Source organism: Ferrimonas balearica DSM 9799 (assembly GCF_000148645.1).
Classification (GTDB): Bacteria; Pseudomonadota; Gammaproteobacteria; order Enterobacterales; family Shewanellaceae; genus Ferrimonas; species Ferrimonas balearica.
On record NC_014541.1, the window covers coordinates 1,102,964 to 1,117,975 of the forward strand.

The 15,012-nt window shown below is 61.4% G+C and carries 15 protein-coding genes; 4 read left to right on the forward strand and 11 right to left on the reverse strand.

Annotation, left to right across the window (positions count from 1 at the left end):
• The first annotated feature begins 115 nt into the window (after positions 1-115).
• The gene (locus FBAL_RS05185) at positions 116-1,477 is read left to right on the forward strand and encodes an alanine/glycine:cation symporter family protein (RefSeq protein WP_013344517.1); all 1,362 of its coding nucleotides are present in this window, start codon (positions 116-118) and stop codon (positions 1,475-1,477) included.
• 63 nt (positions 1,478-1,540) lie between these two features.
• Positions 1,541-1,933: a YbaY family lipoprotein gene (locus FBAL_RS05190; protein WP_013344518.1), complete on the forward strand. Its 393-nt coding sequence runs from the start codon at positions 1,541-1,543 to the stop codon at positions 1,931-1,933.
• Between the two features lie 68 nt (positions 1,934-2,001).
• On the opposite strand, the gene FBAL_RS20405 is transcribed toward FBAL_RS05190, so the two are convergent.
• The 7 genes from FBAL_RS20405 to FBAL_RS05220 form a co-directional block, all read right to left on the reverse strand.
• A complete protein-coding gene (locus FBAL_RS20405) occupies positions 2,002-2,178 on the reverse strand; it encodes a hypothetical protein (protein WP_013344519.1) in 177 nt (58 codons plus the stop codon).
• The gene (locus FBAL_RS05195) at positions 2,178-2,897 is read right to left on the reverse strand and encodes a hypothetical protein (RefSeq protein WP_013344520.1); all 720 of its coding nucleotides are present in this window, start codon (positions 2,895-2,897) and stop codon (positions 2,178-2,180) included. Before FBAL_RS05195 ends, FBAL_RS20405 begins: the two co-directional genes overlap by 1 nt.
• Positions 2,897-3,463 carry a hypothetical protein gene (locus tag FBAL_RS05200; RefSeq protein WP_013344521.1) on the reverse strand — a complete coding sequence of 189 codons (567 nt, stop codon included), beginning with the start codon at positions 3,461-3,463 and terminating at the stop codon, positions 2,897-2,899. The genes FBAL_RS05195 and FBAL_RS05200 overlap by 1 nt, the downstream gene beginning before the upstream one ends.
• Entirely contained in the window at positions 3,460-4,086 is a 627-nt protein-coding gene (locus FBAL_RS05205) for an energy-coupling factor transporter transmembrane component T (protein WP_013344522.1), read from the reverse strand. Before FBAL_RS05205 ends, FBAL_RS05200 begins: the two co-directional genes overlap by 4 nt.
• A complete protein-coding gene (locus tag FBAL_RS05210) occupies positions 4,073-5,335 on the reverse strand; it encodes an ATP-binding cassette domain-containing protein (RefSeq protein WP_013344523.1) in 1,263 nt (420 codons plus the stop codon). The genes FBAL_RS05205 and FBAL_RS05210 overlap by 14 nt, the downstream gene beginning before the upstream one ends.
• Positions 5,336-5,338: 3 nt before the next feature.
• On the reverse strand, positions 5,339-7,444 hold the full coding sequence (locus FBAL_RS05215) for a TonB-dependent receptor (protein WP_013344524.1): 2,106 nt from the start codon (positions 7,442-7,444) through the stop codon (positions 5,339-5,341).
• Positions 7,445-7,637: 193 nt separating this feature from the next.
• Positions 7,638-8,537, reverse strand: coding sequence for an aldo/keto reductase (locus tag FBAL_RS05220; RefSeq protein ID WP_013344525.1), 900 nt, complete (start codon positions 8,535-8,537; stop codon positions 7,638-7,640).
• Between the two features lie 179 nt (positions 8,538-8,716).
• On the opposite strand from FBAL_RS05220, the gene ompW reads away from it, so the two are divergent.
• Positions 8,717-9,346, forward strand: coding sequence for an outer membrane protein OmpW (gene ompW, locus FBAL_RS05225; RefSeq protein ID WP_013344526.1), 630 nt, complete (start codon positions 8,717-8,719; stop codon positions 9,344-9,346).
• 69 nt (positions 9,347-9,415) lie between these two features.
• Here ompW and FBAL_RS05230 read toward each other — a convergent pair whose 3' ends face one another.
• Positions 9,416-10,144: an SDR family NAD(P)-dependent oxidoreductase gene (locus FBAL_RS05230; RefSeq protein ID WP_013344527.1), complete on the reverse strand. Its 729-nt coding sequence runs from the start codon at positions 10,142-10,144 to the stop codon at positions 9,416-9,418.
• A gap of 151 nt (positions 10,145-10,295) precedes the next feature.
• On the opposite strand from FBAL_RS05230, the gene metA reads away from it, so the two are divergent.
• Positions 10,296-11,231 carry a homoserine O-acetyltransferase MetA gene (metA, locus tag FBAL_RS05235; protein WP_013344528.1) on the forward strand — a complete coding sequence of 312 codons (936 nt, stop codon included), beginning with the start codon at positions 10,296-10,298 and terminating at the stop codon, positions 11,229-11,231.
• A gap of 1 nt (position 11,232) precedes the next feature.
• Here metA and FBAL_RS05240 read toward each other — a convergent pair whose 3' ends face one another.
• The 3 genes from FBAL_RS05240 to FBAL_RS05250 form a co-directional block, all read right to left on the reverse strand.
• Positions 11,233-11,628, reverse strand: a complete 396-nt coding sequence (locus FBAL_RS05240) for a hypothetical protein (protein WP_013344529.1) — start codon at positions 11,626-11,628, stop codon at positions 11,233-11,235.
• A gap of 152 nt (positions 11,629-11,780) precedes the next feature.
• Positions 11,781-14,282 carry a TonB-dependent receptor plug domain-containing protein gene (locus tag FBAL_RS05245; protein WP_013344530.1) on the reverse strand — a complete coding sequence of 834 codons (2,502 nt, stop codon included), beginning with the start codon at positions 14,280-14,282 and terminating at the stop codon, positions 11,781-11,783.
• A gap of 164 nt (positions 14,283-14,446) precedes the next feature.
• Positions 14,447-14,989: an NADPH-dependent FMN reductase gene (locus FBAL_RS05250; RefSeq protein ID WP_013344531.1), complete on the reverse strand. Its 543-nt coding sequence runs from the start codon at positions 14,987-14,989 to the stop codon at positions 14,447-14,449.
• Positions 14,990-15,012 lie beyond the last annotated feature (23 nt).

Here is a 15,012-nt window from a genome sequence, read left to right on the forward strand (position 1 = left end):
GCCATCGATCTCTCGATGGCGGCCTGCACTGCCGCTGTATCTCGGGCATTGGTCCCGGTCCATCATGGTTTCTCCTCTTTGTGTAGTGAGTCGTCACACAGGAGGAAAAACACCCATGAACTCACTCGAAAACGCACTAGCCACACTGTCATCCTGGGTTTGGGGTCCGCCGTTGCTGATCCTGCTGCTGGGAACCGGTCTGTACTTCACCATCAATCTGGGCATGCTGCAGCTGCGCGGTCTGCCTCTGTCGTTCAAGCTGATGTTCCAGAAAAGCGGCAGCACCGGTGATGTCAGCCGCTTCAGCGCCCTGTGCACCGCCCTCGCGGCCACCATCGGTACCGGTAACATTGTCGGTGTGGCCACCGCGGTGAAGCTGGGCGGCCCTGGGGCCCTGTTCTGGATGTGGCTGGCGGGTTTGCTGGGTATGGCCACCAAGTACGCCGAGTGCATGCTGGCGGTGAAATACCGCCGCACCGATGACCGCGGCGAGCAGGTCGGTGGTCCGATGTACTACATCGCCCACGGCACCGGCCTGAACTGGCTGGCTAAGCTGTTTGCCCTGTTTACCCTGCTGGTGGCGTTTTTCGGTATCGGAACCTTCCCCCAGGTGAACGCCATTGTGGACGGCGCCAATATCGCCTTTGCCATCCCCAATACCCTGACCATGGTGGCACTGACCGTGCTGGTCGCGGCTGTGGTTCTGGGGGGCATTAAGCGCATTGCCACCGTCGCCACAGCGTTGGTGCCGACCATGGCGATCGGTTACGTGCTGGCCTGTAGTGCACTGTTGCTGCTGAACTGGCAAGCGGTGCCCGGCGCCTTTGCCCTGATTTTTGAGTCGGCCTTCAACCCGGTTGCGGCCGGAGGCGGTTTTGCCGGCGCCACCGTGATGATGGCGATCCAGTTCGGTATTGCCCGCGGCGTGTTCTCCAATGAAGCGGGCCTGGGCAGCGCGCCGATGGCCGCTGCTGCCGCCAAGACCGATTCTCCAGTGGAGCAGGGCCTAGTGTCGATGGCGGGACCGATGCTGGATACCCTGATCATCTGCACCCTGACCGGTCTGGCGCTGGTGCTCAGTGGCGCCTGGCAGGGCGACACCGCCGGTGCGGCCATGACCTCTGAGGCGTTCAATACCGCACTCTCCTCCTTTATCGGCACCAAGATCATCACCGTGGCGCTGCTGTTCTTCGCCTTCACCACCATCCTGGGCTGGTGTTACTACGGTGAACGGGCGGTGCTGTTCCTGGTGGGTGAACGCGGCCGCTTCCCCTACCGCGTGGTGTTTGTGGCGCTGGTGGCGGTCGGCGGCCTGCTGCAACTGGAGCTGATCTGGCTGCTGGCGGACGTGGTGAACGGCCTGATGGCGGTGCCGAATCTGATCGCGCTGCTGCTGTTGCGCAAGGAGATCCTGGCGGATACCCGTGCCTATCTGGCCGCTCGCGCACAGGCCGCGTCGGATCCACAACCGGCCTGACTTGAGGCAGGCAGAGCCGTTGATTACACTGGGTTGCATGCCCATTACGGAGCCATCTGGCCAATGATTAAACGACTGCTTTGCCTGCTTTTTGTTGTCACCCTGAGCGGTTGCGTGACCGTCACGCCAACGGAACCGGACTACGTTCGCGTCAGCGGCGTGATCACCTATAAGGAAGCCACGCTTCTGCCGGATGGGTCCCGCGTGGTGGTGGCGATCATTGACGCCAAAACACCGGGCGTGATCCTGACTCAGAAAGAGTTTGATGTGGGTAAGCTGCCGGTGCCGTTCTACTTCTCGGTGCCGGAAGACATTCTCGATAAGAAGGCGGAATACGTGGTGTGGGCAGCGGTGCGTGTGAATGGCCGCCCCATCCTGCAAACCTTCGATCTCTACCCGGTGATCAACAACAAGGAGTTCAGTGCCGAAGTGATGCTGGAACCGATCCAGTCCTGATGGCCTGAGCCAAACAAAACGCCCCGCATCGCGGGGCGTTTTTTGTTATGCCGTCAGACGGGGCTTAATCACTGCGGGCGGCGGCACTCAAAGCCGTCAATCAGCCAGCGACGGTAGCGGCAGTTGTAGCAACTGACCAGCTCACTGTCGGTGTGTTCATCTTCGTCGTCGGGGCCAAATTGCGGGCATTGGCTGGCCAGCAGACGCACTTCGGTGTAGGCGCTAAAACCTTTGTGCAGCGTCATCAGTACTCCTTCAGGTGGGGTTTCTGGGCATTGATCCAGCGGTCGCCATCGGCCACCACCAGCAGGGTATTGCGGTGATCCCACCACACGGTTTTGACCTTATCCAGCAGGGTGATCATCGTATCCGGAGCCAGCACTTCACCGGCCGGTGTGGTCACCGCGTCGATCTCCGGGTGGGCCAGCAGTTGGGCCACCGTCAGTTGTTCTGCCTCGACTTTTAACCGCCCTTTGCAACGACCATCGCGGCCACTCAGGCGCAGGCCAACCCCGGCCAGCGCCCCAATCACACCGTCGCCGCGGCCACCGTGTTCACTGAGGTGGACGCCCAGCTCAAACGCCAGTTGGTAGGCCTCTGCGCGGGTCAGGACTTCGCGCTTTGCAGCCTGGCCAAAGGCGATGATGCGGGCCGCGTCGAGGGATTCGGCCGGGGCGATGCAGAGGCCCGGGTCGGAGCCAGCGGCAGATTGGGTCAGCAGGAACTGCTGCGCCATGCCGCTCAGGGTGCCGTAGTGGCGCGCTTCGGTCAGAACTTCGAAGCACATGGCGCTGTTGTGCGAGGTGTAGGGGATGTCCGGGTGCACATACAACTGGTGACGGGTAATGGCGGAACACTGGCCCAATGATTGTTGGTGAATGGCGTCGATCAGCTCCTGGGCCAGTTCACCGGTGCCCTTGGTGCCAATTTCGTCGGTGTCATCAATGCAGATAAAGAGTTTCATCAGCAGGCCTCCTGGGCCGGTTGCAGCTTAGCGGGTTGGCGGTTGGCCGGGATCAGTTGATGGTGGGCCAGGTGGCGCAGCAGGGTGGGCACCAGCAGGCAGGCTAAAGTGGCAAACACGCAGCCGCCAAACAGTTTCCAGCCCGCCTGCACCAGCATCACCTCGTAGGTGGCGCCGGCCAGGGCCAGCTCCAGAACGCCTTTGGCGGTCCAGGCGGCCACCCCAATAAAGGCCACCACCATCGCCTGCAGGCGATACCAGGGGGCGAACGGCAGCAGCCACAGCGCCAGTTCGACCGCCACCGCCGGCATCATAAATTTGAGCAGCACCAGCGGCCCGCCTTTGCCCACCCCCAGCACCATGGCGAGCAGACCGGCGATCAGGCCACAGTAAAATACCGAACCTTTGACCGGCACCAGACCACGGGCCAGCAGCAGGGTGGTCATCAGGAAAAACATGGAGTGGCCGGTCAGGCCCAGCTTAAAGCGGAACACGGACTTCACCGCCACAAACAGCAGCGCCAGGGTGCCCAGCAACAGGGCATCGTTCAGAGAGCGCGCGTTCATAAGATCTCCTTAAATCGGGTCAGGGGTTGGTCTTCCTGGTAACCCCGGCTGCGCAAGGCCAGGGCTTGTTGTTCGGAAAAGCGCATCATCTGCACCAGCAGCGGCAGCAGCACGGTTTGCCCTAGCTCGGCGTAACCCCGGGGACGCAGAAAGTCGCGGGCGGACAGGTGCGCGCCGCGCAATTTGGCGAGCTGAAACAGCAGTCGGGCTTCATTGACCATGGTCGGCAGCAAGGCCAGTGCGGCCTGCAGCACGGTGGCGTTGCGTCGCGACAGCCAGGGATCCAGCGCCCGGATCAGGGTTTGCCCCGGGGTCGACAGGTAGAACCACAGCCCCGGCAGGATCCCCAGCAGGATACGAACGCTGATAAGGCCAGCCATCGGCAGGCCGTCTGCCCCAAACTTGAAGGCGTAGACGGCGCTGATCAGCAGCCAGTTGGGCAGCATAAACAGCAGGGTACGCCGCAGTTGGCGTGGCCCTTTCGGCAGGGGCAGCAACACCGCCAGCCAGGCCAGCATAAGCGGCGCCAACAGCCAGTTTGGTCCGGACAGGCCCAGCAGGGTCAGCAACGGTACGGCCAGTAGTTTGGCCTGGGTCAGACGCACCGGATCAGGCCGCCACATGTACACCTCCGTTATCGATATGCCAGGCCAACCCGGTATCGGGTAGGGCACGATGGCTGGCGATGACAATGGCCATCCCCCGCTGGCACTGGGTGATCAACAGTTCCCACAGCCGGGTTTGCGCGTTGGCATCGAGTCCGGCCAGTGGGTCATCCAGCAACAGCAGATCCGGCTTGGCGGCCAGTTGGGCCAGCAGCGCCAGTTGATGCTGTTGGCCGTAGGAGAGGTGCAGGGGCGAACGCTGGGCCAGATGACCGAGCCCCAGTGTGTCGAGCCAGTGCGACACCTCGTTTAGGCTCTGGCCGGAGCGACGCAGGCTGAAGCCGATCTCCTCCGCCACAGTGGCGGCAAACAGTTGGCGGTCGGGTCGTTGCAGCAGGCAGCCAATACGGCCTGCGGCGCCTCTTTTGCCGCGTTGTCCGGGACGACGTCCCAGCACTGAAACCTCGCCCTCAAGGCGATGCTCCAATCCGGCCAGAGCCTGCAACAGAGAACTTTTCCCACTGCCATTGGCGCCACTGAGGGTGACGCATTCACCCGCCCGCAGCGCCAGCCTCGGCAGCACCAGCAGTGCGGTATCGTCGGTGCGCAGCAGCGCATCCTCCAGGGCCAGAACGTTGTGGCCGCGGGGCAGTTGTGGCCATCGGACGAGGGTAACCGGCTCGGTATGGCCGAGCGGATAGTGGCGCGGATTGAGGCGGGCAAACGCCTCCGCGTGGTGTTCGGCAATCACCATGCTGACGCCTTTCTGGCGCAGGCTGTCGAGGGTGTCCAACACCACCGCCAGTGCCTCCGGGTCCAGCTGGGCCCAGGGTTCGTCAAGCAGCAGCAGGTTCGGTTCGGCCACCAGTTGTGCGGCCAGCAGCAGGCGGTATTTCTGTCCCTGCGACAGCTGGGCCACCGGGGTGTCCAGCGGCAGCTTCAGCCCTACCTGGGCCAGCGCGGTTTCGATACGGGGACGCATCTGTGCCGGTGGCACAGCGAGGTGTTCGAGCCACAGTGCCACTTCCGGGCCGATGCGTTCGCGCATCAGCTGCAGCGCCGGGTCCTGCATCACCAGGCCGATACGGGGGGGACGGGTGATCTGGCCGGAGGGGCTCTCCAGCAGATCGGCAATCTGCAAAAGCAGGGTGCTTTTGCCGGAGCCCGTGGGCCCGCTGAGGATCATCACCTCACCGGGCGCCAGGGTGAATGAGATCGACAGAGCCGGGTTACCCCGGCTCAACGTCAACTGGTCAAGTTGCAGCACGACTTACCATTGGCCCTTCAGCTGCAGCAGCCATTGCCGACCCGGTTGGGGCAGGGCGCGGCTGGTTTCATACAGCTCATCGAACAGGTTGGTCACGGTGAACTGCCAGCTCAGGCCGTCAACCGGCAGCGGCTGACTGAAGCTGATGTCCACCAGCACGTAGTCGTCCAGTTCCTGCTGCTCGCCGCTCTTGTAGAAGACCTGGTCCATCACGTACTGACTGTCCAGACGAGCGGTCAGTTGCCACGGCAGGTAAGCGGTGACATTGGCCTTCACGGTGTGCTTGGGACGGTACTGCAGGGTGGTGCGATTCTGGTCGTCCTCACCACGGTTCTCGGCGTCGAGGTAGCTGTATCCCAGCATCCAGTGCACCGACTCGAAGGTCTGGTTCTGCCAGCTGGTGTCCACACCGGTAAAGCGGTAATGGGCGTAGTTGCGCAGAACGTCGTTGTCGTCCTTCTCGATGTAGTTGGCCACATCGCTGTAGTAAGCACTCAGTTCGATGCGGTTGGTCTGGCCCAGGTATTGGGTCAGGCCCAGCTCGTAGTGCTCGGTGGTTTCCGGCTCAAGTTCCACATCGGCTGCCGCCTCGTACTGGTTTTCCAGAGTCGGGTAGCGGATCTTACGAGCGGCACTGGCGCTCAGCTTGGTGCTGTCAGTCACGTAGTAGTAACCGGAGCCCAGCAGGCTGTGGCGCAGGGTGTCGTCCATGTCGTTGTCGTGCAGACCGCCACTCAGGGTCAGGCCGCCAGACTGGCTGGGCTGCCACTGGTATTCCGCCACGATGGACTGGGTACGTTGGTCGCGCTGCTGCATCGGGTCGCCACTGCCGCCACCGGAGCCGTCGCCACCGCCAGTGCCACCACCGGAACCGTCGCCCCCGCCAGTGCCGCCACCGGAACCATCGCCACCGCCAGTGCCACCACCGGAACCGTCGCCACCGCCAGTACCACCACCGGAACCACTGCCGTCACCAGAGCCACCGCCAGTACCGCCGCCGGTACCGCCGCCAGAGCCTGTGCCGCCGGCAAAGGTGCTGGCAGAGAGGTCATCCAGCTCGGAGCGCCAGCGCTGCTGTTCCAGCATGTAAGCGGTGGTCAGCAGGTGAGCGTCCTGCTTCCAGACCCATTGCAGGTTGATGCCCTGATTGGCCAGGTGCACGTCGGTACGGTCCAGCGCCTTGGCCAGGGTGTCATCGGCGTAGGTACGGCGCTCTTCGTCCTGCTCGTGGTAGTAGACGTAGCCGCGCAGCTGATGCTGCTCGGTCAGGTTGTGGCTGGCGCGGGCCTGGATGCCAAAGCGGTCCTGATTTTCGATGCGCTCCACTTCGCTCTTCTTGCTGTCCACCTGGATGGGGTTGCCCTTCTCCAGGGTGCCCCAGTTGGCGGTCAGTCCGAGTTCGGTGTCTTCGCTCAGCTGCCAGTCGTATTCGCCCAGCAGGCTGTGTTGTTCGTAGTCGCTGTTGTTGCGGGTGCCGCCATCTTCCTGGGCCTGGGCGTCGAAGTCGGAGGGCAGGCGGAAGCCGTCGCGGCCATAGCCCTGGTACTGCAGCAGGCCAGAGTGGGTCTGGTCGCCCAGTGCCACACCGGCGCCCGCTTGCCAGGCACCGTCGTTGCCGCCACCGGCATTGGCGCTGAAGCTGTGACCGTCGAAGGATTTGCGGGTGATGATGTTGATAACACCGCCTGCACCACCCGGGCCGTACAGCAGGGAGCCGCCGCCGGTGACCACTTCAACCCGCTCGATCAGGTTAACCGGCAGGGTGGCCGGGTCGAACTCACCGTCGCTGCCGTTGTTGTACGGCACGCCGTTGATCAGGAAGGTCAGGTGGCGGGTTTTAAAGCCGCGGGCTTCAATGCGGGCCGGGCCTTTATTGGCGTTGCGGATGTGCAGGCCGGGGACCTCCTGCAGCACCTGCTCCAGGCTCTGGGCACCGGACAGCTCAATGTCGGAACGGCTGACGGTGTACTGGGTCGCGGCTTCGCGCTGGGCTGTGGGCTGGTCAGCATGAACCACCACCACTTCATCAATCCCCCCGGCAGAGACCGCCAGGGCCGGAAGCGGCATCAGCATGGCGACCAGAATGGGGTTGAGTCCAAATTTCAACATTCTGAAAATCCTCGAAATAATCGGCCGTATTTTGGTGAAGCCGATTACCCCCGGGCAACGCCACGGGGAAGAAATTCAGAGATGGATCAACCAGAAATAACCTGATCTGACTACAGGGGTGAAAAGTCCGAATTGCGCTGGACAGAATGTCTCGCCTGAGGGCCATTGTGACCCGGGTTCAGGACAGTTTGGCTCAGGGCACATTGTGGCCGGTTGAGGCCACCCAGATGCGGAACCACTGCTCCCGGGTGAGGTTCAGGCGCTCTGCCGCCACCGCTTGCTGAAGTCGTTCAATCTTGCCGCTGCCCAGAATCGGCAGCGGGTTGCTGGGCAGCGCCAGCAGCCAGGCCAACGCCACCTGATCCACGCCCTCGGCGCCCACCTCTTCCGCCACTTTTGACAGCTCCAGGCGGACGCTGCGGGCCTGTGGGTCTGCGGGGCTGAACAGGCGACCGCCCCCCAGGCAGGACCAGGCCATGGGGCGGATGCGGTGTTGCTGCAGGTGGTCCAGCGTACCGTCGTGCAGGGCGGTCAGTTGCAGCGGGGAGATCTCCACCTGATTGGTGACCAGCGGCTGATCAAGCCGGGATTGCAGCAGGTCAAACTGACTGGGGGTGAAGTTGGAGACGCCGAAATGACGCACCTTCCCGGCCTGCTGCAGCTGGTTGAACGCTTCGGCCACTTCGTCCGCCTGCATCAGCGGGTCGGGACGGTGGATCAGCAGCAGGTCGAGGTAGTCGGTGCCAAAGTGGCGCAGGCTCTGCTCCACCTGGTGCTGGATATGGCCAGCGCTGGTGTTGTAGTGGGGCAGGTCATAGCCCTTGCTGCCGGGCAGGCAGATGCCGCACTTGGTGACCAGTTGGATCCGCTCGCGCAGGCCGGGGTTCAGTGCCAGTGCTTCACCAAACGCGGCTTCACACTGGTAATCGCCATAGATGTCCGCGTGGTCACAACTGCTGATGCCCAGATCGAGATGAGCTTGCAGGAAACCTAATCGTTGCTGCGGCGTCATCTGCCAGTCGAGCAGTCGCCAGTAGCCGGCAATAAAGCGGGAAAGAACCGGGCCTTGCGGATGTGTCGGGGCGTGCAGCATAGGAACGTCCTGTCATAAAAAGAGATGATTTCGTGATGCTGATCACGATGGGATGGTGCTGTTTCCTAATTGTTTCAGAGAGGTTGAGCGAGATCAAAGTTGCTGTTGGGAAAGCTCGCTAGGGTTGGCGCCATAAGGTTACGGGAACCAACCCTTTCTCACCTCATGGAGTGAACAAGATGAAAACCAAACTGCTGTCTCTGGCGATTCTCACTGCCCTCTCTGCTCCGGCCTTTTCTCACGAAGCGGGCGATTTTATCGTTCGTGTTGGTGCTGCCACCGTAGCGCCGAATGAAAGCTCAGGGCAAGTAGCCACTTTTGGTGAGTTTGCGGTTGATGACAACACTCAGCTGGGCCTGAACTTCACCTACATGGTGACTAACAACTTTGGTGTGGAACTGCTGGCCGCTACCCCATTCAGCCACGAAGTGACCCTGCCGGAAGCTGGTGTCAACGATCTGGCTAAGCTGAAGCACCTGCCGCCGACCCTGATGGCCCAGTACTACTTCGGTTCCGGTAACCTGCGTCCCTATATCGGTGCCGGTGTGAACATGACCGTTTTCTTCGACGAGAAGTTCACCAATGACCTCGACGGCGCACTGAGCGATCTGGACGTGGACACCTCCTTTGGCCTGGCGGGCCAGGTGGGCATCGATTACAAATTTAACGACAACTGGCTGGTGAACGCGTCCGTTTGGTATATCGATATCGGCACCGACGTGAACTTCAATCTGGGCGAAGACCGGGTATCCATTAAGACCGACATCGACCCCTGGGTTTACATGCTTTCCGTGGGTTACACCTTCTAAAGCGAAACCCGGTCACAAAGACAGACGCAAAAAAGCCACCCGCTTGGGTGGCTTTTTGCTGTGCGGGCCTCAGCCCTTGTATTTGCGCTTGTTGTAGATGTACTCCGGCAACAGCGCAGTCAGCCAGCTGATTACGCGCCAGCGGCGGGTAACGTACACAGTGTGTTTGGCTTTTTTCATTGCTTTGACGCACTGCTGGGCGATCACCGGCAGCGGCGCGCTCCACAGCTTGCTGCCGCGGCCCTGCATCTTGTCGAGGTAGCCCATGCGCAGGTCGGTGATGGTAACCGGCAGCTTCAGGCGCTGGGCATGCAGGCGCAGGCCCTGCAGGTAGTTCTGCTGGAACGCTTTGGAGGCGTGGAAGGCCACCTGCGGACCACCGCGCTCACCGGCGATGGAGGTCAGGGCTGCCAGTTGGCCATACTTTTGCTCCACCATGCGGGCAAAGGCGGCGTTGGCCAGGGCGGTAAAGCCGGTGACGTTGATGTCGATGACGGTTTTGTCCAGTGCCCAGGGCAGGTCCAGGTCCAGGCCACCGGCGGCGGTGTTGATCACCACCAGGGCGGCGCCGTCCAGCTTCTGCCACAGGGCCTCGAACGCCTCCCGACAGGCTTCCGGGTTCTGGATGTCGATGGCCACCATCTCGGTCTGCGGGCCCAGCTTTTCAGCCAATGGGGCCAGCGCGTCGGTATCCGCGGCCATCAGGCCGAGGCGCACGTTGTCTTTGGCCAGTTCCAGCGCCAGGGCCTGGGAGAGGCCGGAGTTTGCGCCGATCAGGATGGCACTTAATTGACTCATAAAAATGGAAACTCTTGCGGGGTATGGGCCGATTCTAGAGAGGCTGAAGGGGCCTCACAAGGTCATAACCGACACTTTCACAAAAGCTGTCCGGACTTGTGGACGTCCAGATGTCCTGTTATAACGGTCGAGTTACTTAAGGAGAAGCGATATGCCGGTCAAGGTGCCTGACAGTCTGCCCGCGTCCGCAATACTGCGGGGCGAGAACATCTTTGTGATGTCTGAAACCCGGGCTGAGGCCCAGAACATCCGGCCCCTGAAGCTGCTTATCCTTAATCTGATGCCCAATAAGATTGAAACCGAAACCCAGCTGTTACGGTTACTGGGCAACAGCCCCCTGCAGGTGGATGTGGAGCTGCTGCGTATCCACAACCGTCCCTCAAAGCACACCCCCTGTGACCATATGAACGCGTTTTATCGTGACTTCGAACAGGTGCGTGGCAACAACTACGATGGGCTGATCATCACCGGTGCGCCTCTGGGTGATCTGGAGTTTGAAGAGGTGGCCTATTGGGATGAGATCCGCGCCATCATCGACTGGTCACAGCAGCACGCCACCTCGGTGTTGTTCCTGTGCTGGGCGGCTCACGCGGCGTTCTACCATCTCTACGGCATCAAGCGTTACCTGCGGGAGGAGAAGATCTCCGGGGTGTTCCAGCACCGTCGGGTGCATGAGCATGTGCCGCTGCTGCGGGGCTTTGATGATGAGTTCTGGGTACCGCACTCCCGTTATGCCCAGGTGTCGCTGGACCAGCTCAAGGCCCATGGCGACCTGAAGGTGCTGGCGGAATCCGATGTGGCGGGCGCCTATCTGGTGGTGGATCAGAACAACCGCAATCTGTTTGTGACCGGCCATCCTGAATACACCCGCACTACCTTGCAGGATGAATACCGCCGTGACCTGGCCGCCGGGCTGACGCCGCAGGTGCCGAACCACTACTATCCCGAGGATGACCCCACCCGGCCGCCCCGGGCCAGTTGGCACGCTCACGGGGCCTTGCTGTTCAGTAATTGGCTCAACTACTACGTCTACCAGCAGACCCCGTTCGATCTGAACGACATGGCGGGCATGACCCCCTGGGAGTGACTCAGAACGGCATCTTTGTGGCGCCCTGGGGCAGGTGCCAGAAGCGTTTGTCGGCGAAGGCGTACTGCCACACCGGATACATCAGGATCAGCACCACCACGAAGTGCATCAGCAGCGGGAACAGGTGCATCGGGTCCGGTTGGTCGAGCCACACCATAAAGCCCATCACCAGGGTGAACTGACAGGTCACAAACAGCAGGCTGGCGCAGGCGATGGCAAACCAGCGCGGCACAATGGGATAGTGGTAGGCAAAGCCAAAAGCGGGCAGCAGCAGCAAACCACCGCACCAGACCACCAGCCACTGCAGCATGGTCAGCCCTCCGGTAAACAGCCAGGTCAGCAGTTGGGTGCCCATCAGGGCCGCCACCATGGCAATCATTACGCGCCAGAACAGCATCGTCGTCTCCCCAAAAGTGCGTATGCCATGCCGTTGTACCAAGGGGAATTTTCCCATTCAACTCAACTCGTTGGGTTACTTAACGCAGATCATGGTGAACAAAAAAAGCGCGGCCTGGGCCGCACTTTTTGGGGGGGGAGGGGGATGATCACTCAGAAGTCGTAACTCAATCTCAGGTAATAGAATCCGCCGTTAATGCCAACCGGTGCGGTGGCGGGATAGCGAGCCCCCGCAATGCCCTGCCAGGGATGCTCATCAGCACGTTGATCCAACAGGTTCTGGGCACCGATGGCAGCCGACACGCCATCTGCCATGTGGTAACGAAGCTCGGCATCCACGGTCCAGGCGGCCTCACCCTCAATGGGGAAGATCTCGGAATCCAGGTGGTCCTCAAAGTATTCGCCAAAGTAGTTGAGCCTGAGCAGGCCATCATAGTCGCCGATGCGGTGGTTGGCGGACAGGTTGCCTTTGTGGCGCGGCAGGTTTTGCTCCAGCAGTCGCACTTTGGTGTCACTGATGTTGGCCGGGTTGAAGTCGGTGACTTCGGTTTGGTTCCAGTTGTAGGCCAGGGCAAAGCTGGTGTCGCCCCAACCGCTGCTCAGGCGGTAGTTCGCCACCAGGTCGACCCCCTGAGTGGTGGTATCGAAGTCATTGGTAAAGTAACGCACGCTGCTGAAGCTGCTGGCGTCCAGAATACCCTGATTGAGCAGTGCCTGGATCTCATCGTCCGTCAGCGTCAACGGTGAGGTCTGACTGATTCGGTCCTGCACCTCGATATGGTAGTAATCGAAGGTAACGTACAGGTCACCCAGGGTGGCAACGGCGCCGAGGGTGTAACTGAAGGACTCCTCAGGTTCCAGCGGCTTGCCCCCTTTCTGCATTGCGATGGGGTTGGTCGGCGGCAGGGTGGCCTGGTCCTGCAGGCCGGTGGCGGAGAATTGGGTGGTCACGTTACGGACATTTTCCTGGCCAACGGTGGGTGCCCGGAAACCGGTATTGACGCTGCCCCGCAGCTTGAAGCGTTCGGACAGATCCCACAGTGCGGAGAGTTTGCCATTGATGGTGTCACCAAAGCTCTGGTAGTCCTCGTAGCGCAGCGCGGCGGCGAGAAGCAGAGTGTCGTCAACGCTTTTCTCAATATCGGTGTAGAGGGCGATGTTTTCCCGGCTGTGGGAGCCCTGGTCGCGGGGCTGAAAGCCCGGGAAGCCGTTGGAACCGATACTGAACCCCTGAGAGGCCAGAGGGCCGATGGTCCATGAGGCCGGGTCGCCGGCGTAGATCTCAAAGGTTTCTTTGCGGTATTCGCCGCCGAATGAGAACACCCAGGTGTCCATGGGGTAGGAGAAGTCGGCGTTAACACCGTTCTCTATCTGCACATAACGGCCGGGCTTAAAACGGGTCGGAGAGTTCGGGCCCATCGAGGCGTTTACCGTATTTTCGATAAAGAAATCGACTTCGTTGCGACCGGCTCCGGCGCTGAAATCGTAATACAGCCCGTTGGCCCACTCCCCCTTCACCCCTGCGGTCAGGGAGAGGTCCAGCATGTCGCCGCCGAAGCTGGGCGTGAAGCCGCCGGGGAAGCGTTGGTAAAAGGTGAAACAGTCCGGGTTGGCGGCCACCTGAGCGAGGGCGTCCGGGTCGGGGATCTGATCCACGATGGGCACGACGGGGCAGTTGCCGTTCATCCCATCGCTGAGGTCACCCACCAGCAGGGTATCGCCGCCATCGCCGGAGAATACGCCTCCGCGGGTATTGGGGTTGCGGAAGTAAAAGCCGCCGGTGGCAGTGCGCTCTGCCCAGTTGCCGAACAGGTAGGCATCGCTGTTTTCGCTCAGGGCGAGGCCGGCATTCACAAACAGTTTGATGTCTCTATCGATGGCCGGAGAACCCCACACCTGCGCCGGGTTGGCGACGGCGCTGTTGCCAGCGTTGATGAGATCGGCGGCATCGTCACGTTGAATCGAGCGGCTGGTGGCGTCGGCGGTTTTGTACTCGGCGCTGAGGTTGATAAAGCCCTGCTCGGACAGGGGGAGGCCCAGGTTGGCCGCCAGATTCAGGGTATCGCCGTCGCCTTCGTAATATTGGCCATATCGGGCTTCTATCCGGCCACCGGAATCGGCGTCCTTGAGCACAAAGTTGATCACGCCGGCGATGGCATCGGAGCCGTACTGCGCGGCCGCACCATCCCGCAGCACTTCCACCTGTTTCAGGGCAATGGCGGGGATCACCGACACATCCGTGGCCTGGGCCCCATCGGAGATGCCACCGCCGAGAAAGGTGATGACTGCGGCACGATGGCGCCGTTTGCCGTTGACCAACACCAGGGTGCTGTCCGGCGACAGGCCTCGCAGATTGGCGGGGCGCACCAGGGTGGCGCCGTCAGAGATGGGTTGGGCATTGACGTTATAGGAGGGCACCACCGTGGTCAGCATGGCGTCCATATCGGTGCTGCCCTGGCGCTCAAACTCCTCGGCATCGATGATGTCGATGGGCACCGGGGAGTCATCAACCGAACGGGGCAGGGCACGGGTGCCGACAACGGCGATGCGCTCAGTCTGAGCGGTGGACTCATTGGCCAGAGAGGCCGGTATCGAGTGGAAGCTGGTGACGATCAGGGTCAACGCGATGCTCCCGGAAGACAATGGGTTGCTCATGGGCGTTCCTTGAGACTGAAGGGGGCTCTGAGCTGAACCGGGTACCGCGGGTTCAACAAATTGATTTCACAGGTGATTGCACCTGCGAAATCAACCTAAGTGGGGAGAGGGGGTGGGCACAATGGTGTGCCCGGGGAGATTGGTAAGCGGGTTGTAATGGCGGCTCAACGCACCATTCCGGCCAGCGCGGCCATCTGCCGCTGAACCAATTGGACAAGATGGGGGTCTTTCAACTGGCCCTGACCGTCAAAAGCGGTATCGGCGGCACTGAGCATCACCTCTGGCCGGTTCAGTACCCAGGCGTTGAGAAACACCATCACCTGACGTAGATGGTATTGGCAGCGGGCGGTGCCCAGACGTCCCGGGCTGGCGCCCATAATGGCCAGTGGCTTGTTGTCGAACCCCTGATGGTCAAACCGCGACAGCCAATCGATGGCGTTCTTCAGTGGGGCGGGGATGGAGTAGTTGTATTCCGGGGTGACGATAAGCACCGCATCGCTGGCCCGCAACTGCTGATGCAGGTTGATGGCGGCCTGGGGAAATCCGGCATCCTGCAGATCGGCGTTATAGAGCGGCAGGCTGCCGATCTCGCCGATGCGAAAATCCACATTGGACGGGGCCAGACTGATGGCGCACTGCATCAATTGGCGGTTCAGTGAGTCCCGGCGCAGGCTGCCGCACAGCGCCATGATTGAGATGGGTTCCACAGCGATTCCCCCTCGTTACCACC